This window comes from Caldibacillus thermoamylovorans (assembly GCF_000751775.1).
GTDB classification, from domain to species: domain Bacteria; phylum Bacillota; class Bacilli; order Bacillales; family Caldibacillaceae; genus Caldifermentibacillus; species Caldifermentibacillus hisashii.
In genome coordinates, this window is sequence record NZ_CCRF01000069.1 from 1 (window position 1) to 18,977 (window position 18,977).

The 18,977-nt window shown below is 36.3% G+C and carries 16 protein-coding genes and 1 pseudogene; 7 read left to right on the forward strand and 10 right to left on the reverse strand.

What is annotated here, in order from left to right; all coding sequences use genetic code 11:
* The first annotated feature begins 167 nt into the window (after nucleotides 1-167).
* Entirely contained in the window at nucleotides 168-491 is a 324-nt protein-coding gene (locus BT1A1_RS12280) for a DUF3221 domain-containing protein (RefSeq protein WP_034771730.1), read from the forward strand.
* 302 nt (nucleotides 492-793) lie between these two features.
* Here the strand turns inward: BT1A1_RS12280 and BT1A1_RS12285 are convergent, their stop codons facing one another.
* The 7 genes and pseudogenes from BT1A1_RS12285 to BT1A1_RS12310 form a co-directional block, all read right to left on the reverse strand.
* Nucleotides 794-2,947, reverse strand: a complete 2,154-nt coding sequence (locus BT1A1_RS12285; RefSeq protein WP_034771731.1) for a YhgE/Pip domain-containing protein — start codon at nucleotides 2,945-2,947, stop codon at nucleotides 794-796.
* A gap of 679 nt (nucleotides 2,948-3,626) precedes the next feature.
* The gene (locus tag BT1A1_RS12290; RefSeq protein ID WP_034771732.1) at nucleotides 3,627-4,538 is read right to left on the reverse strand and encodes a PTS system mannose/fructose/sorbose family transporter subunit IID; all 912 of its coding nucleotides are present in this window, start codon (nucleotides 4,536-4,538) and stop codon (nucleotides 3,627-3,629) included.
* A gap of 19 nt (nucleotides 4,539-4,557) precedes the next feature.
* On the reverse strand, nucleotides 4,558-5,364 hold the full coding sequence (locus BT1A1_RS12295; protein ID WP_034771733.1) for a PTS mannose/fructose/sorbose transporter subunit IIC: 807 nt from the start codon (nucleotides 5,362-5,364) through the stop codon (nucleotides 4,558-4,560).
* A gap of 35 nt (nucleotides 5,365-5,399) precedes the next feature.
* Nucleotides 5,400-6,371 carry a mannose/fructose/sorbose PTS transporter subunit IIA gene (locus tag BT1A1_RS12300; RefSeq protein WP_034771734.1) on the reverse strand — a complete coding sequence of 324 codons (972 nt, stop codon included), beginning with the start codon at nucleotides 6,369-6,371 and terminating at the stop codon, nucleotides 5,400-5,402.
* Between the two features lie 500 nt (nucleotides 6,372-6,871).
* The gene (locus tag BT1A1_RS12305; protein ID WP_034771736.1) at nucleotides 6,872-7,243 is read right to left on the reverse strand and encodes a DUF956 family protein; all 372 of its coding nucleotides are present in this window, start codon (nucleotides 7,241-7,243) and stop codon (nucleotides 6,872-6,874) included.
* A gap of 157 nt (nucleotides 7,244-7,400) precedes the next feature.
* A pseudogene (locus BT1A1_RS19095) lies at nucleotides 7,401-7,517 on the reverse strand (ABC transporter permease); the annotation flags it as partial.
* 816 nt (nucleotides 7,518-8,333) lie between these two features.
* Complete coding sequence (locus BT1A1_RS12310; protein WP_034771738.1) at nucleotides 8,334-9,140, reverse strand: GNAT family N-acetyltransferase; 807 nt, start codon at nucleotides 9,138-9,140, stop codon at nucleotides 8,334-8,336.
* A 487-nt stretch (nucleotides 9,141-9,627) separates the two neighbouring features.
* On the opposite strand from BT1A1_RS12310, the gene BT1A1_RS12315 reads away from it, so the two are divergent.
* Nucleotides 9,628-11,043, forward strand: a complete 1,416-nt coding sequence (locus BT1A1_RS12315; protein ID WP_034771739.1) for a glycoside hydrolase family 18 protein — start codon at nucleotides 9,628-9,630, stop codon at nucleotides 11,041-11,043.
* A 242-nt stretch (nucleotides 11,044-11,285) separates the two neighbouring features.
* Here the strand turns inward: BT1A1_RS12315 and BT1A1_RS12320 are convergent, their stop codons facing one another.
* Nucleotides 11,286-11,918 carry an HAD family hydrolase gene (locus BT1A1_RS12320; RefSeq protein ID WP_231553330.1) on the reverse strand — a complete coding sequence of 211 codons (633 nt, stop codon included), beginning with the start codon at nucleotides 11,916-11,918 and terminating at the stop codon, nucleotides 11,286-11,288.
* Nucleotides 11,919-12,132: 214 nt separating this feature from the next.
* Nucleotides 12,133-13,377, reverse strand: a complete 1,245-nt coding sequence (locus tag BT1A1_RS12325) for an esterase/lipase family protein (protein ID WP_156103228.1) — start codon at nucleotides 13,375-13,377, stop codon at nucleotides 12,133-12,135.
* Between the two features lie 218 nt (nucleotides 13,378-13,595).
* Here BT1A1_RS12325 and BT1A1_RS12330 point away from each other — a divergent pair, with 218 nt between their 5' ends.
* From BT1A1_RS12330 to BT1A1_RS12345, 4 genes are all read left to right on the forward strand, one after another.
* On the forward strand, nucleotides 13,596-13,712 hold the full coding sequence (locus BT1A1_RS12330) for a hypothetical protein (protein WP_034771741.1): 117 nt from the start codon (nucleotides 13,596-13,598) through the stop codon (nucleotides 13,710-13,712).
* Nucleotides 13,713-14,336: 624 nt separating this feature from the next.
* Nucleotides 14,337-15,716: an NADP-specific glutamate dehydrogenase gene (gdhA, locus tag BT1A1_RS12335; RefSeq protein ID WP_419468905.1), complete on the forward strand. Its 1,380-nt coding sequence runs from the start codon at nucleotides 14,337-14,339 to the stop codon at nucleotides 15,714-15,716.
* A 142-nt stretch (nucleotides 15,717-15,858) separates the two neighbouring features.
* Nucleotides 15,859-16,278, forward strand: coding sequence for a hypothetical protein (locus BT1A1_RS12340; protein WP_034771742.1), 420 nt, complete (start codon nucleotides 15,859-15,861; stop codon nucleotides 16,276-16,278).
* 8 nt (nucleotides 16,279-16,286) lie between these two features.
* Nucleotides 16,287-16,577, forward strand: coding sequence for a putative collagen-binding domain-containing protein (locus tag BT1A1_RS12345; protein ID WP_072012698.1), 291 nt, complete (start codon nucleotides 16,287-16,289; stop codon nucleotides 16,575-16,577).
* A 324-nt stretch (nucleotides 16,578-16,901) separates the two neighbouring features.
* Here BT1A1_RS12345 and BT1A1_RS12350 read toward each other — a convergent pair whose 3' ends face one another.
* Nucleotides 16,902-17,201 (reverse strand): hypothetical protein, encoded by a 300-nt coding sequence (locus BT1A1_RS12350; RefSeq protein WP_034771747.1) that lies wholly within the window; start codon nucleotides 17,199-17,201, stop codon nucleotides 16,902-16,904.
* A 506-nt stretch (nucleotides 17,202-17,707) separates the two neighbouring features.
* On the opposite strand from BT1A1_RS12350, the gene BT1A1_RS19340 reads away from it, so the two are divergent.
* Complete coding sequence (locus BT1A1_RS19340) at nucleotides 17,708-17,896, forward strand: hypothetical protein (protein ID WP_231553331.1); 189 nt, start codon at nucleotides 17,708-17,710, stop codon at nucleotides 17,894-17,896.
* Nucleotides 17,897-18,977: the final 1,081 nt, after the last annotated feature.

Genomic DNA, 18,977 nt, shown 5'->3' on the forward strand with positions numbered 1-18,977 from the left:
CAAAAAAGGAGGTTGCTCGCTTAAAATTTCCGACGAGAATAAGTCTGTGGTCAAAAATTGAATTTTTGCCTTAAAATGGTGACAAGAACGGGTTTCGTCAATTTTATTGATTTTCTAAGGTATGAAACGTAAGTAATAAAAATTCCGAGATGGAGGGGGGATGTATTTTGATCAGGAAAATTTGGATTTTATTTTCAAGCTTTTTAATCATTCTACTCATTGCATGTAATAATACTGACAATAAACCAATAACGAGTGACGTTACATCCACATTTACAGGAACTATTACTGAAATATATGATCAAACTGCTCTTGTTCATATTGACGAAGGGGAAATCACTAAATCCGGAAGCAGAGTACATGTGGATCTTTCAAAGAATAGTGAAACCACTTTTCATGTCGGGGATAAAGTTAAAGTCGGGTATGACGGAGAAGTGCGTGAATCTGACCCACTTCAAATCAATGTGGTGTTTATTGAAAAAGTTGAATGATTATTCTTTAGAAAAAGACCCTATGTGCATAATCAACGCAGTCACAACAAAAGAAAAAACGGGAAACTCATAAACCAAAGTTTCCCTTTTTGCAAAAATTGCAGAACCTAAAATTTAGTGTGAGCTCGCAATCGCTTGAATCAAATCACACCACATTCGTCTAGGTTAATATTGTAAGGCCTTTTCGTTGCTTTAGTTCCAAATTTTTCCAGATTTAGGGCTAAGGTCAACGATGAAATTATTCTCTTTCTCTTGTTTGTCTGGACGAAACTTTTTGAGGCTAATCAGCTTTTCATTCCACCTTAATGAAAGATACCGGACTCTTTTGCCTTTCTTCTTAAACTTTTTGTCTTTTCATTAATAAGATTTTTTAGATAACCACCAAAAATGAAGGCAAACAATCCAAAAATTAGAAGATAAAGAAGATCCATTCCAACTCTTCTCCATATTATACCACCCGTTGCCTCACGCATAATATCAATTGCATATGTGAAGGGCAAGAACGGGTTTATTTTTTGGAAAAACTCAGGTAATAACACGACTGGATAGGTTCCTCCCGATCCTGCAATTTGAAGTACTAACATAATAATTGCTAAGGCTTTCCCGACATCGCCAAAAACGGAAACTAAAGTATACACAATCGTTATAAAAATAACACTACAAAAAATCCCAAATAAAACAAACCAAAAAGGTTCAACAAGTTTCACATGTAGTATAAATATATCTCCTAATGTCACAATTATTGACTGAAGAAATCCAATACTTAAAAACGTTAATAAACGACCGATATATATATCTTTTGTTTTAAATCCTTCTGTATGATGAATATCTGTGGATATAAGCGAGATTAATAATAACCCACCGACCCAAATTGCAAGTACTGTATAAAATGGAGTCATTCCCGTTCCATAATTTGGAATAGAAAAGACACTATTTTCTTTTAATTTAACAGGTTCAGCAAAAAAATTTTTTTCTGATTCCGGGTCATGTTGAAGGAGATCAATAATTTCATTAATATCTGTTTCACCTTTTATTTTTCGTAATTTATCAGCTAGATGTATCACTTTATCGTTAATAAACGGAAATTGATTTGTAACATAGGTGAGCATTTCTCGCCCTTCCGAGAGGTTTTTATCCGTTCGATTAAGTACACCCTGTACTTCCGGTAATGTTGATTGGATCTCAGTTAATATATTTCGTGCTTCCGTTAATGTTGATTTCACGTCCCCTACCGTCTTTGTTATGAATGGTTCCAGTACATCTCGATAATCTTTAGCAAACGCTTCTACATGACCTTTTATTGACTCTGCATTTCCTTTCATTGCTTTAAAAAATTTATCTATTTCGTTCTGATTGTCTCGAATCAATGTATCTAATTGCTCTGCTTGATTTTTAAGTACTTGGTAATCCCCTTTTACATTATCCAAAGACGACAATGCCTCATTTAACTCTGGCGCTTCCGTTTGGTTCAGGTCTTTTAGGTTATTTAATGTGGTTTCAATCGTTTCAATTGCTTGGCCAATGGATTCATTTTTCTCTATGATCGTTTGACTCAACGATTGCTTCTTATCTGTCGGTATTGTTGATAAATCAATATTTTGTATTAATTCATTCGTTTTATCATGCAATTTCATGATTTTAGCGATATTTTGCTCGATTATAGGTTTCATTTCATCTAATCTTGCTTCGGCTTGGTCAATAAATTGTGAAGTATCATCTATAGTTCGTAGACTTTTATTTGTTGCTTCCTTTACTTGCGGCAAAATGGTTTTGGCTTTTGTTATCAATTGACTGGCTCGGTTTGCATCATTTGTTGTATCATTTAAAAGTTGGTAAATCTCCGGTAAATTACTTTCAATTGTAAATAGATAACTTTCAAATTTTTTAATATCAGGTAAGTCTTTTTGCAATTCAATTCCTAATTCGTTAAATATGTCGAAAATGGTCTTATTTACAAGAGAAATAAAATTGCTACTTATTTGTTGAACAATCACACTGGCACCTTTCTCTGTAATTTTTGGAGCAATCGCATTTATTTTCTCATTCACATAGTAATCTATTTCTGCTTTTTGCGGTTTTTTGCTTATTACTGTTGCCAATCGTTTTGAAAAATTTTCCGGTATAACAATGACAGCATAATAATCACCATACTTCAGTTTTTCCATTGCTTTTTCGCGATTAACAAAGCGCCAACCCATTTTTTTATTGTTTTTTAATGTTTGGACTAGCTCATTACCAACTTCAATTTTTTCCCCGCGAACTTCAGCCCCTTTATCTTCATTGACAACACCAATTGGAATTTGACCAGTTTGTCCATATGGATCCCAAGATGCTTTAATATTGAACCAAGCATAAAGAGAAGGTAATATGATTAGTCCGGCGATAATGATTGCAGCAACCCAATTTGTACAAATACTTTTTATATCTTGAGTAAAAATCTTCCACCCATTTCTCATCCTTAATAACCTCTCAGAAACGATATTTTATGTCAATTTACTAATAAATGCTTCCACTATCTTCCAAACATTTTTGGAAGGTCAGCTTTGATTAGTTTATCCTGTTGTTTCTGAATCATTAAAAGAAATAGGTACCATCTATTGTCAAATTTTTTATTGAATTTTCCGGAACCCCCCTGAGGGAAATTGCCAAAAGCAAGGTAAAATGCGACGCCACTGAAAAACAATTCGAATAAGTTCACTTACACAGTATAAATTAGTATAAACCACAAAAACACGTCTAAATATGCTGTTTAGCAAGTAATTTTATAATTATTTACCGCTTTTTCAGTGACCTCGTAAAATGCCAATTAAGTGTTTTGAAAGGCGTCGTCACATCCCTGCTCCACCTTGCCTATCAGATCTGCAATTCACTTTTACGTCTTGCACCATACTAAAATAGTTAAAACCTAAAATTACGTATAATCGTTTTGGAATAGGATGAAAAATTGACCGTTTGGATGATGTACTTATTAATTTTGGTATTTGATCGTGCAAGTTTAACTTAATTTGTTGCAGAAGTTTTTTTCGGTATGGAATGATACGAGGGGCTTAGGCATAGAAAAAGCACCTCCTTATAATGATAGTCCTATCATATAAGGAGATGCTTTATGCTTTGTTTGAATTCGTCTTATATTTATTACATTAAGTGGATTAAGTGGAAGACGATACCAACCACGAACAATCCTAGAATCATAACAATTGGAGAAACTTTCTTCTTAAGTAACCACATGCAAAGAAGTGTTAACAGCAAACCGGCTAAACCGGGAATTAAGCTATCTAAGTTGTTTTGTAAAGTTGTTACTTTCACATCACTCAATGAAAGACCTGCAGCTTGCTGTTCCAAAGCAGTTCTAATTCCTTCCGCTCCAGAAGGTAATTTATCCCAATCAATATAAGCTCCTTTGTCAAGTTTTACTTCAGATACTACTGGCGTGAATTGTACAGATACCCATCGGTTAACTAATGAACCAAGGATGAACATACCGAGGATCGATGCACCTTTTGTAATATCTTGCAGCAATCCGCCAGATAAGTCGTCAGTAATTCTTGAACCGGCTTTATAACCAAATTCTTGCGTATACCACATAAACAGCATACGAATAACGTTCCAAAGAACAAAGTAAAGAATTGGTCCAAGTATGTTTCCGGTCATTGCAAGAGAAGCTGCTAATGCACCAAGGATTGGTTTTACCGTGAACCAGAAAACCGGATCTCCAATACCTGCTAAAGGTCCCATCATCCCGACTTTAACCCCTTGAATGGCTACATCATCAACAGGGGCGCCATTTGCACGTTCTTCTTCAAGTGCTAAAGTAACACCTATTATAGGTGAAGCTACGTACGGGTGAGTGTTAAAGAACTCCAAATGACGTTGTAGTGCAGCTGCACGATCTTCTTTTGTTTTATATAATTTTTTGATGGCTGGAATCATTGTAAATGCCCAACCACCGTTTTGCATACGTTCATAGTTCCAAGAACCTTGAATGAAAGTTGAACGCCACCAAATAGAAATACGATCTTTTTTAGATAATTTTATTTGTTCTGCCATTTCTATGTCCGCCTCCTTCTTAGTAATTATCAATAATGTCGCCTAATGGATCACCAAAATTACCGTTTCCTCCATTACCTGAACCGCCTTGTTTAGAAAGAGCAATATAGATAAGTGCAAGAGCCACACCGATAGCACCAAGACCGATAAGTGTAATATCTGAAACAGTCGCTAATACGAAACCAATGGCAAAGAACGGCCAGACTTCTTTTGTTGCCATCATGTTAATAACCATTGCATAACCAACGGCTACAACCATTCCCCCGCCGATTGCTAAACCATCTGTCAACCAATTTGGCATAGATTCGAGCAAGTTTCTAACCGGACCTGCACCAATAGCCACAATTAATATAGCTGGAATTGCAATCCGTAATCCTTGCATACAGATAGCAATGATATGCCAAAATTCAACCTTTCTGAAGTTCCCCTCTTTAGCTGCAGCATCCATAAAGTGGACAAATGCTGTTGCAATCGTACGTACGATGATTGTCAACAATAAACCTGCAACTGCAAGCGGAACAGCAATCGCAATTGCAGAAGATACACCTTCTCGACCTTGTCCACCTAAAACTAAAATAATTGCGGATGCGACTGAGGCTAATGCAGCATCCGGTGCTACGGCAGCTCCGATGTTTGCCCAGCCTAAAGCGATCATTTGAAGGGTACCGCCTAAGATAAGACATGGTACTAAGTTTCCTGTTACTAAGCCGATTAGCGTACAGGCAATGATTGGTTGGTGGAAGTGGAATTCATCCAAAATTCCTTCCATACCGGCTAAAAACGCTACGATAAAGACTAATATTATTTGAATAATATTCAGATCCATATTATTAATCCTCCCTTTTCTTCTAATAATCAGGATTATTTTTTCTTGTTTAACTCCTCTTGAGCCTTCTTGAGAATTGCATCCATGTCGCCTTTTGTATCGTTCGGAACTTTACGTACATCGAATTTCAAACCAAGTTCTTTTAACTTATTGAAAGTATCAATATCATCTTGGCTAAAGGCTAACACCTTATTCGGTTGAACTTTACCAGGTGAGTGTGCCATCGAACCAACATTAATTGTCTTTAATGGAACGCCACCTTCAACCGCTCTAAGCACATCTTGCGGGTTTTCAAAAAGAAGCATTGCGCGCTGGCCGCCGAAATGTTGATCATCTTTTGCAAGTTCGATCATTTTCTTGACAGGAACAACGTGTGCCTTGACGCCCGGTGGAGCAGCCTGTTTGATTAATTTCTTACGAAGATCATCCTTTGCTACCGCATCAGATACAATGATGATACGAGTAGGTTGTGTTGTTCTTGTCCAAGTAGTTGCTACTTGTCCGTGAAGTAAACGAGTGTCAATACGTGCTAACACGTATTCAAATTTACCAGGGGCACCTGCATTCGATGGTCGACGAGCAGATGCAGCAGCAGGTGTTGCCGGTTCTAATTCTTCAGGTCTTACTTTAACCCCTTCTTTAGCTGTGCCCAAAATATGTGCAGCAATTTCACGTGCTGAGTTCATGGATAAGCGTGATGCAAAAACTTCAATCAACATTGGCAAGTTCATACCAGCAACGATTGCCCATTTGTCTTTGTGTTCTTCAAACAAGCTATTGGCCTGGTTGAAAGGGGTTCCACCCCAAAGATCGACTAAAAATAATATTTCGTCTTGGTTGTCGAAAGAGGCGATTGCTTCTTTCATTTTTGCTTTTACATCATCAGGTCCTTCGCTTGGCATCAATGTAACTGCTTTTACATTTTCTTGTTTTCCAAAGATCATCTCTCCGGATTGCAAGATACCATTGGCGAAATCACCGTGACTAGCAATGATAATTCCTACCATCTTCTTACCTCCTCTATGATTATTGGTACAGTAAAAGGACATGGTAAAATCTACCAAAGTACTTTTTTAGCTGTATCTTTTCAGCTCATCTAAAGCGATTACAGTTTCAACTAAAAACAAAAAAGCATGAGTAAAAAGCCGATTAAAATGAAGTTATGTTTATAGAATGCCCATAATTTTCATTTCAATCAAAACTATTCACTCATGCCTGATCGAATCAGTAACACGTAAAATATAATAGCTAAAGTATTCAATTGTTTTTTGCAAACACTGTAAATAAAGGAACGGTAAACAGCCTTTGCAACAAATAGATTCTTTTTAAATGTTCAATGTATCACTTTAATGAGCTTCCATAAAAATTATAGCACACCAAATATTCTTCTTTCAAGAGGAAAAATATTTTCCGTTTTCCTCCCTGTCAAATTTTCATCTTTGCTAGGAGTATATCCTTTCACGTTTAAAACAAAAATTCTTCTAACCTGTCTTGCCATGTAAAACAATTACTTTTTAAATTTACTCTTTAGACCGCGTTTAACAACATCAAAGAAACTTAATGATTGGACCATTTGATTCGGGTCAACGTATTCACGAATTGCCCGCAATACTTTTTTCGGTTCTTTTGAGGAAAATGAAAACGTTCCATTTCGCTTCGTTTGGATCGCGTAACGTGGGATCCATTTCCCTTTGAACATGACGGAAGCGATCACGTAATCAACTTCTTCCCAAGGAATTTGAATAAACTTACGGGCATCACGATCATTGTAGAATTCAAATCCCTTGTCTCCGATCATGATCTTACCATACTCCGGAAGTCCCAAATGCGAGGTTGCATCAATAACTAAATCGACTTTTGTATTGATTGATTGGACCATTTAATCTGCTCCATTTCTTTCTCTTAATAAAAATATTATACTGTGTCTTCTTACTTTAAGCAAAAAATATTTGGGACGATAACAAGAAATTGAAGCAAGGAGAAAAGTTAACTTAATCATTTACTTCCCCTTTTTGATACACAATGTATCATTTTGGTCACTCATATCGCATTGATTCAACTGGATCAAGTCTTGATGCCTTATTCGCAGGCAAAATACCAAATATAACACCAATTATCATAGAGAAGAGCATTCCACCGATGATTACCGGCCAATGCCCTTATATTGTATTGTATCCAAATCTGCCCTTATACTAAACAGGAACACAATGCCATTTTATGCGATATAAAACCCATACTTTCCTTAATTTCATATATAAGTTCTGAACAATTACGTCTTTCTCTTAGTGGGATGATAAGAAAAGCGCAGAGCGCCCGCTTAGCGACGTACAAACTGGAGCGCCCCGCAATGAGAACAGATTTGCTTCCCCGAATAGGCATCGCGCGAAGAAAATGCGAATGCATTTTCGAGGACTCTGAATAATCTTCCTTGAATAAGCCTCGCACGAAGAAAAAGCGAGTAGCTTTTTCTAAGGAAAAGGAAACACGGCGAGGGACGAGCCGATGTTGACTTATCGTAGTGAAGCTACTCCTAGAGTGAACTTCATGAGTAATCTTCCTTGATATACTTCATGAAGCTTTGCGACGAGCTGAACATCCGCTTCCTCGAATAGGCTATGGCGCAGGAGCACATTAAAGGGGAGTTAGTTTCTCAGTCGCTGGCGCTCGGAGCTAGACAATAAAACTAATCCCGAGTTATTTACCTGTATTTTTATACTTTCTTATACTATAAAGAAAGAAAAAACCACAAAATCGATTCAACTTGTGGTTTTGTTTTAACTAAGATTTAAAATTTCAAACCGAACCTTTTCTGTTCGATTAAGTAAAAAAATAGGGGGCTGACCGTAAAAGTTATTAAATACTAACTTTTTGTGGTCAGCCCTAATCCTCTTATAAGCAAGCGCCTTTAATTCTTCTTTTTAGTATGATGCAACTTATTAATTCGCATCAATCCGGGAAAAACGGGTTATTTATTTTTTATGGTGGTCTTGTTTTTTTCGATACATTGTCCATTTGCCGATATCCTGAAATCCGAGACGTTTGTAAATTCTACCCGCCACAGGGTTATCATAAAACAAGCAAAGGATTCGACCTTCAGCAAGTACATCCCCGATTAATTTTTGCATGATTGCTGTTGCCAGTCCGTTATTGCGGAAATTTTTATGAGTACAAACACCGACAATCATCGCAGAGGCAGAATTTTCCGCTGCAGTTGAGGCACAGGCAATGATCTGTTTATTATCTTCAATAAAATAAGTTCGTCCGGTCCCGTTTTCGATATCTTGGACAATCATTTTTCTCCCCTCTTTGCTTAAAGAAAACTCATCAATTTGCATCCGCAGATTTAAAATTCGATCAACATCATCGATTGTAGCAATCTTTATATTATATTCAGTATGATTAATGGGGGTGAGTTCCCGGCACTCCGCAAAAAAGGTGGCCTTCTTCGGACCCAATTCAATCCCTTTCACATGTTCAAATTGCTCAACAATAGAAGCTTTCCCGGACATGACCGGTGTTGCTGAGTAGTTACAAATAAGATCGGCAAACCCTTGAACGTCAAATTCTCCTTTTGCATAGGGGATAAATGATTCGAAATATCGTAAAAGAATAGCGTTAAGTTTGCCATCTTCATGAAATTCTCCCCATAATTCTTGGAAATCCGTCTCATATCCAAATGCCTCGATATCCCCAATAATAAATAAATTGATGGACGGTTCTTCACTTAAAAAATTCATAACAGTTTTATGGTCTTGGACTGTCAGTTTTCTAATCATTCTGCTTCACCTGTCTTATTAATGATTGTCTTTCAGATTAAGAGTTAATTTTTATTATAATACAGAATTTGTGGAAAATACATAACTAATCTTTTAATATACTTTTAAAAACACAAAAATAGAGCTTTTTTCATTTGAAACAATAACCGCCTTGTAATTTACGGGAAGCGGGCATATAGAAGCTAAACGAGGTGGACGAGCCTACGAAAAAATTTCTTCGCCTTGTAATTCATCGGGAGCGGGAACATAAAAGTCTGTCTGATGAAGTGAAATCCACTTTGATTTATAACTTTTACTTAAAATAATGGGGATAAAATTTGTATAAGATACATCAATGTTTTATTTATAGAACAGTATTATACAATTGTTTGGAAATTTTCCCGAAATACCGGTGGCCAAGACAACATTCATTCTGCCCATTTTCTTGTCGCAAAACATCAAAATGAAGAATATGGTAATAAGAAAGTTCTTTTGTGAGGTGACAGTAATGAAGATACATGTTGTTCGAAGCGGAGATAATCTTTGGCGCATAGCACAAATGTACGGGACAACAGTTAATCAAATCGTTGCAGCAAATGGGCTCTCGAACCCGAATCAGTTGGTCATTGGTGAAGCATTAGTCATTCCTCCGCCATATCAACAATATGTCATACAGTCCGGTGATACGCTATGGTCAATTGCTAACCGTTTCGGGGTCGCATTACAGAATCTTGTTGAGACAAACCGATTAACAGAACCATCAAACATCTATGTCGGGCAAGTGTTAACGATACCGGTCACCTATCATACGGTTCAACCGGGTGAAACATTGTATTCCATTGCCAGTCGTTACGGGACAACAGTTGCGGCAATTGTCCAAGCGAATAATATCCAAAATGCAGCACTCATTTTTAGCGGACAAAGATTAAGAATTCCTGAGATGCCAAAACCTACGATTGAAGTTAATGCTTATGTAACAACGATGAATGAAGCAGGAGCCAATCTTGTTGCACCTTTAACACCAAGTTTTACTTATATTAGTCCTTTTAGTCACGGGGTAATGGAGAATGGTCAAATTTCCACATTAAATGATGAACCGATTATTCGTGTAGCTCGAAATAACAATGTTGCTCCACTTCTTGTCCTTACTAATTTTGTCGGCAGAAGGTTTAGCTCCGACCGGGCAGCGCTCATTTTAAGAAATCCCGATCTCCAAAATACTTTAATCACAAATATTTTACAAACGTTGAGAAGCAAAGGATATACAGGCATAACCATTGATTTTGAATATGTGTATCCGGAAGATCGGGAAAATTATAATAATTTCCTTCGTCGGGTAGTTGGCCGTTTACACCCGGAAGGATTCACGGTCTCCACAGCGCTGGCACCGAAAATTAGTGCTGATCAACCGGGATTGTTATATGAAGCACATGATTACGCTGCCCATGGTGAACTGGTCGATTTTGTCATACCTATGACGTATGAATGGGGTTGGGCTGGTGGGAGACCTTGGGCTATTGCGCCGATAAATCAAGTTAGAAGAGTACTCGATTATGCGGTAACTGCCATTCCTCGCAACAAAATTCTTATGGGTGTCCCGCTCTATGGCCGTGACTGGAAAATCCCGTGGGTTCAAGGAACTTATGCAAGAACAGTCGGTCCTAGAGAAGCCGTCAATCTTGCAGCAAAATATGGCGTTCCGATTCAATATCATGAAACCTATCAATCTCCGTTCTTCCGCTACACAGACGAATCGGGTCAACAACATGAAGTCTGGTTTGAAGATGCCAGAAGTATGCAAGCAAAATATGACACTGTAAAGGAATACAATCTTCGCGGGATAAGTTATTGGGTACTTGGTCCGGAATTTCCGGAGAATTGGCCCCTATTACATGCAAACTTTCATATAAGGAAGAGGATTTAAGTGTAGCCACTCTTGAGCTAAGTGAATCTCGTAAAATTACATGTAAATTTTCATAATTAGAAAAGAGGTTGTAAAACGGTATCTCTTGAGCCAAGTGAACCATGCAAACTCATGTAAGAATGAGGATTTAAGGGCTCTCACGGTTAATTAAGGAAAAATGAGAACTGTTTTTGAAGCGGTAACAGTTCTCATTTTCATGTGTGTTTACATTTTATAATCCATTCTTTTGTATTATTGTCTTTCTATAATTTTTCGGTCCTTATCAATTCCGCTACTTCAGCTAAATCTGAACAGATACGATAAGCTCCTTGTTTCATTTCCTCATTCGGCTCGACTAAATCTGGGACAATGATGCAACGAATATTTGCCCTTATTGCTGCACGGAAACCATGAAATGAATCCTCCAGAACAAGTGCTTTTTCTGGATCTACTCCACCACGTTTACACGCTTCAAGAAAAATATCCGGGTGAGGTTTTCCTTTTTTAACTTCTCTTCCGCTTAAATAAAAATCGAATCTATCCTCCAATCCGGTAATAGCTAAATAATTTTCAATGACTTCTCTATTACTTGACGAAGCTATACACTTTTTAAATCCTTTTTCTTCCAATACTTCTAATAATTCCAAAGCACCCTTTTTAATGGTAATTCCCTCTTCAGCTACTGTTTTATTGAATTCCTCTTGAAAATGATCTAAAACATTTTTCTTAAAAAACTCTTCCCCGTATAGATTATGAAGAATTTGATTTGATGTAGGTTTACTAACACCAATTAATTTTTTATACGTTTCTATAGAAAATTTAAACCCTGCTTTTTCGGCAGTCTTTTTCATAGCTAAAAATGAGGGGCGCTCAGTATCAAATAGTAATCCATCCATATCAAAAATGGCAAAGTTTATCTTTTGCATAATAACTCCTACTTTATAAATTATTTTTTTACTTCACCTTATTCCATCAAACTAATTATTATTAAATTGACAATTCTCTCGATAACTCAATCATAAATCACTAATCTCCCTTACTAACTAATAGACACCCAAGAATGTTGACCAATAATAACATTCTTGGGTGTCTGCTTCCAATTCCAGTATATTATTTAGGTAACGAATGTACTCGATTTGCTACATCATTATAATATCCGTAAATGGAAAAATAACCGGGTGTATTGGATCCAATAAAATTAATAAAATCCATATGGTCCCAGCCTTCCATTACAGGGAATGAATTCCAAACACCTTGTTTTATCGCACCGTCATATGGGCTATTTGGATGACCAAACGGATATTTTGCAGATACCACATTTACAATTCCATCATTTGGTAACCAGCTGCGATCAATGACAGGTGCCGGGCTTTGTCTGGTATATGAGCCCATTTGCATACTAATCAGTGTAAACAATGGATGCATTGTTCCGATTGGATAATAGTTTCCGGTAACAACCCCGCGATAAGAAGCGTTTCCTGTGTAAGACAAATAATAAACATCCGGATACGTTTTCATCCATTGATTCAATTCTTGAGCCCCAAAGGTAGTTAAGTCATAGGCACTAATATCGTTACTTTGCCAAATCGGACTTGTCATTACACGATTCATATATGCATGAAAAGATTCACCCGGTTGACGTTTTAATCCCCATTGGTCTAATTTAAAATCATAGATTAAACTTTCTTGTTTCTGCCCGGCTGCACTTGCTAGATGAATAATGAAATCTTTAATAAAGGAAACGATTTGTTCTTGGTCTGCAAAAGTTGAACCATTATGCGGAGTTGCCAGGCTCGTTACACTGTGAACCCAATTTTTTCCACCTGTAAATAAAGGAGAGATTCCTTCTTCAGGATGTTGGCTGTAATATTCTTGTTCCTTTTGACTACCACTTTTCAGCAATTCTACTAACATTCTAGATGTTTGTCCACCCATACTGTGACCAATCAGATGAATTTTATTCGTTTCATCCCATTGGCCGTATATTCCCGGATATGTTCGTCCAAATCGAGCATGACCGTGTTCCTTTGCGTGAGCAGCACCATAATCAACCGTACCGCCTTTAATATAATAATAGAGTTCTACTGCACGGTCCCAGTTACTTGAAACCGGACCAACTGTTGCTACATACGTTCTATGACCGGTTTGGTTTAAATAAAACTCAATATCTTTCAATCCTCCCCAGTACCGATAACCTAAAAATTCACCTTTTCCCCACCCTCCTAAACCGTGAACGAGGACAATCGGATAATCATTTCCACTCGTTTCCGCACGGACTTGTTGTTCCGGCTGAATAGATAAGGAAACGGCAAAAACAGAAAATAAGAACACTGCTGTAATGAATAGTTTCTGCAATGTTTTCAAATTAAAACCACCTCTACTATTTTAATTTTTAGAATATACAGTACTAATAATAACTATTTTTGGAAGCGTTTTCAACATTAAATTTAAAATTGAGTCAAAATTCCTATAATATCAATAACTTAGAATGAACCATTTTTCCCTTGCAATTCTGTAATAGATGAATGATATTTGTTCTATTTGCCAAAATAAACATAAAGGTGGTGAGGATCATGGCAAAAAAAGGAATTCAAAACTCAAGTATTGAGCAAATTCGTAACGATCATGAAGAGGAAACTGCTTTTTTAGCTGATAATCCGAAGAAAAATAAAAAACAAAACAAGAAGTAATTTTTTGATTCATAAGTATTAAAAAAGGGCTATTCCAAAAGTAAGGCTTAACTCATAAATCAAACCGGTTTCTTTTGGATAGCCCTTTATGTAATTTAGGATTATTTTCAAGAAAAAAGAGATGTTGAAACGGCTTTACCTAATATTTATGAAATTTCTCTACGGCTTCATCGCCATCAAAGCTTGGACTACCTCATAATCTACCTTTTGAAAGATGCCTTTCATACTTGTCTAATTGCATATTCATCTTCAACGACTAAAATTTTCATCGGTGCTACCTCCTGAAAACCTAATGCAATTCCGTACTCTTTCTTTTCCTTCTATACATTATCACACAAATAAGTCAGTAAAAAGTCAAAGTAATTTTAATTTGATGTAAGCTATGTGCTGTTTACCAATATTATGTAAAAGTCTGCATATAAATTCGCTAACGAGAAATAAATTAAACAAAAAATGACAATCAATCTAATTTACATATTAATTTCATCTCCTTTTTATATTGATTAGATTAATTTCTAGTTATAAAATTTTTCTATACACAAAATTTTCAGATAGACAAATTGTATGAAAAAACGCTCATGAAATAATGAATTCACATAATATATAACGAGGAGATTGATTCGCTTGAGTACAACATCAATAATCAATGACGAATTAAAAGTGGCGACTGAATATGTCAACAATGTTTTTGAAACAGTTAAAAAACGAAATGCCTATGAATTTGAATTTCAACAAGCCGTAAAAGAAATATTTGATTCCCTTATTCCTCTTTTTGCTAAAGAACCGCTTTATATACAACATAATATTTTGGAACGAATTGTTGAACCTGAAAAAATGATTACTTTCCGGGTTCCTTGGGTAGATGATCAAGGAAATGTACAAGTGAATCGCGGATTTCGTGTTCAATTCAACAGTGCACTCGGTCCCTATAAAGGCGGGTTACGTTTCCATCCTTCTGTAAATGGGAGCATTATTAAGTTTTTAGGTTTCGAACAAATATTTAAAAATGCTTTAACCGGACAACCAATTGGCGGTGGAAAAGGCGGTTCGGATTTTGATCCTAAAGGAAAATCCGATGCTGAAATTATGCGTTTTTGCCAAAGCTTTATGTCTGAATTATATCGCTATATCGGACCAGATGTGGATGTTCCTGCCGGTGATATCGGTGTGGGGGCGAGAGAAATCGGCTTCTTATTTGGACAATATAAAAAATTACGTGGTGCTTTTGAAGCAGGTGTTCTAACCGGCAAGAGCCTTGGATTTGGCGGAAGTATCGTCCGTAAAGAGGCAACAGGTTATGGTCTTGTCTATTTTACTCAAGAAATGTTAAGAGATAAAGGACTCGATTTTAACGGTGCAACTGTTGTCGTTTCCGGTTCCGGTAATGTGTCCATTTATGCCATTGAAAAAGCACAGCAATTCGGTGCAAAAGTTGTTGCCTGCAGTGATTCCAACGGCTATGTGTATGATCCGGACGGAATTAATCTTGACACGGTAAAACGTTTGAAAGAGGTAGAATGCAAACGGATTAAAGAATATGTTGATTTCCATCCGAATGCTGAATATTATGATGGATGTACTGGAATCTGGTCGATCCCTTGTGATATTGCGCTTCCATGTGCGACCCAAAATGAAATTGATGAAGAATCAGCAAAAACGCTTGTCGCCAACGGTGTGAAAGCTGTCGCAGAAGGTGCCAATATGCCATCCACGATTGAAGCAATCAATGTTTATTTAAATAATGGTATCTTGTATGGACCGGCAAAAGCCGCCAATGCCGGTGGGGTTGCCGTCTCCGCCTTAGAAATGTCTCAAAACAGCATGCGCTTGTCTTGGACTTTTGATGAAGTTGATCAAAAACTGCAACAAATCATGCACAATATATATCAAGCAAGCATGGAAGCTAGTGTTGAATACGGTCATCCCGGTAACTTAATGGTCGGTGCCAACATCGCCGGCTTCAAAAAAGTTGCTGAAGCGATGATTTCGCAAGGGGTGATTTAATTTCCTCCCTAATTTCAGGGACTGGTTCCTTTAATTTTCAAAGGGACCGGTCTTTTTTTATACGTTAAGAAAGTATAAATTTCCAGCAAAGAAGCGAATTCGACGTAGTGGGAAATTTTAAGAATTAAGTATAAGTGCTCTTGTGGCTTTGCCATCGCCTAAAGGCTCGGCAGTCGCCGAGTTTTCTTTAAAAATGTATTCGGGGTTGGCAACCACCCGGGAATATGAAGGTCGGATTTTATCCCTATTTGTTGTGGTTGAACGGACGAAGAGTAATCGGACGAAGAGCAATCGTACTCAAGTGCGACTTAACTTCAATCCATTCATTGCCATCGATTCACCATGGTTCTCTAAAGACATTCCGACCGTATTCGTTTCCCTGGCAAATCCATATCATTTAATCGATGTCCCGTACGTATCTACATTCATCAATGGATACTCGGACAACACATATACAGTCGATGCGATCGTGGAAAAAATGATGGGAAATTCAGCATTTAAAGGAATTAACCCAGTTGACCCATATTGTGGCAATCGTTGGGATGTTCATTTGTATGATTAAACTTCTTTTTGCTATCAAGAGATTTAAGTCAATGTGTTCCTTGTCAAGATCTTTTAACAGAACAAAATTCAAGAGTTGAAACGAGTATAGATGAACATAAACAAGCATGTGTTGAGAAAAACGGAAAATTTGCCTGTAATTATTTTCCAACTGGTGGAGAAAAAACACTCAAATCAAACTGGACAATTGGCAAAGATTTACAAATATGGTGGTTTAATCCTAGAGACGGAAAATGCTATTTACAAAATAATTCCATTACCTATAATTCCAATGAGGATTTCTGTACTATCAAAAATTGACTTACTAAAAATTAAAACTCCGACCTCTGGGGATGAACAAGATTGAATATGCATGATTGAACACACCGACAATAGTACAACAATTCTGGAAAAGGCACAGATTTATGGTGAAACACCTGTACCTCCTGGGATTAAAAAAGTTTTTGCATGGTAACAAAATCATTTTTAGGTTATAGATAACTCTCGATTCTTTAAGCTCCGGTTAATTTCGGGGCTTAAAGCATTTTTATCCAAGATGCATGAAAATAATTAAAGCTTCTAAAGGCATTTGTGAAATTGACTTTACACTTTATTAGCAAAAAAATAAAGCCTTCATTGGCTTTTTTATTGTTGGCTTATCCGCTCCATCTCAACTTCAAGCTTATAAACTCTTTTATTTAATACTTCTGTTTTGTTATCAACATATTCTTCTAAATTTTTCGAATACTGACTAAGACTTGTAGAAATATCTTTAATTATCTGTTGCTTAACTTGTCTGATTTCAACCAGCAATTCCTGTTTAACATTCTCTAAACCCTGTTTAACATTCTCTAAACCCTGTTTAACATTCTCTAAATCTTTTTTAACAGGCTCGATTTCTTCTTTTATTACGGTTCGTAAAGCTTGCAATAACTCTACATCCATAAACCCTTCTCCCCTCCTTTTTTCCTATTATATCACCTATTTTACAAAAGTAGGCATAGAATTTTCAAATCTTATCAATCTCGCCCTAGTTACGTTGAGACAGTTAAACCATGAGAAAACCAATGTTGAAAGTGAATGCATTCAAATACTCAATGTTTACCATCGTTACACTGCTCATCATGAATAAATTAGCTTAATAATGTCTTCCATGCTAATAATTCCAATATACTGGCAAAGTGGGAAATTAATTGCTGCTGCGATGGTCGGTATTTTATTGTTGCCAGCAGGAATTATCAACGGGATGTCTCAGCGGTTTCCTGTAAATTACACGATAGATTTGGGACAAAATAGCTTGTTCAAATGTTCAAATTGGATTTGTTTTAATATTATTGCTGCGATAATACTTTTGAAATTAATAGTTCCTCTTCTGTTTTGTTTGTTTTAGGAGGAAATATTTTACTTATGATTGTACACCGTCTCCTGCTCAAGCAAATGGTTTAAATGACTTGCCGAGGGAATTATCTCCTGACGGTAATGCAATTTTGAACACTGCTCAACAAGTCAGCGTGGCATTTGCAACTGCTCTAACTACAACATTTTTATCTGCAGGAGTGTCAGCTTATTTGATCCATAGAAGTCGTACAGCAGCTGTAACAAATGGTGTGCGATGCGGATTTGTGTTTACGGTCGTATAAACAATTCTTGGTCTAATTCTCTCATTTTTTGTCAAACCAGCAGGTGCTTTAGACTAAAAAAAAGAACAAAAAGAACTTCAACCGAAACAACAAACTGATTTTTAAAATATTTTTATTAAAAAACCTCCAAAGAACATGTGCTTGGAGGTTCTTCATATTTGTTAGTGTTTCACCAATTGATTCATCAGCGCAATCCTTTCTAAATACCGTCCGATTACTTTTACAATCCGTCTTTGAGTGGTTCGATCGACGGTAATTAAGCAGGATTGTTATTGTAATTTACTAGCAAAGAATGTAACTGGTAGCTGTTCATTTCAAGTCACATCAATTATAGTTGGTTCTTTTCAGTTATTATATTATATATTTATGATAAGTTAAGAAAATGTAAAATGGTAGTCTTAAAATCACATTAATCACTCTTTACTAATTTTCCGTTATAAACGCATGATATAAGTTAGTTTATTCCCAAAAATAGCAAACCTACTTATTCAAAGTGTAGGTTTGCCAATATTTCATACAAAATGTTTTTTAAACTTGAAATTATTTATGATTATTCCAAGGATGATATAAATGAATATAGACACTATTTAAAAGTTGAACGACAATATATTGAAATTATTAAACGGTTTTGGGGGATAAGTCCAGTTTATATCCTGAACAATATGAATACAGAACTTTTAGAGTTTTTAAAGGATTATACAGATGAAAAAGAAGGTTCCTTATTAAAGTCAATCAATGATCAAACAAAAGAACATAATGGTAGTTTATTACTATATGAAAAATTTTCTGTGATACAACTTCTGGCTAAGCTAAGTTTACGGGAAAAGTTAGAGTCATGTTTTGTCTTTCCTAATATGAAGATGATTTTATGGATTAATGGGCTAATTTGTAAGGTTTTTTTAGGTGATAATCATTATAAAGAATTAGTAAAATTAATATCCACAACGCATGGTCTGTGTATGGCAAAATAAAAGTGCAGAGCTTTGCAAAGGAAAAATGCAGAGTCCTGCACTAAATTTTTGTGCATAAACAAAAAAAGACTTGCCAGTCACCCCAAGTCCCACTACAGTAATTGTGTTGA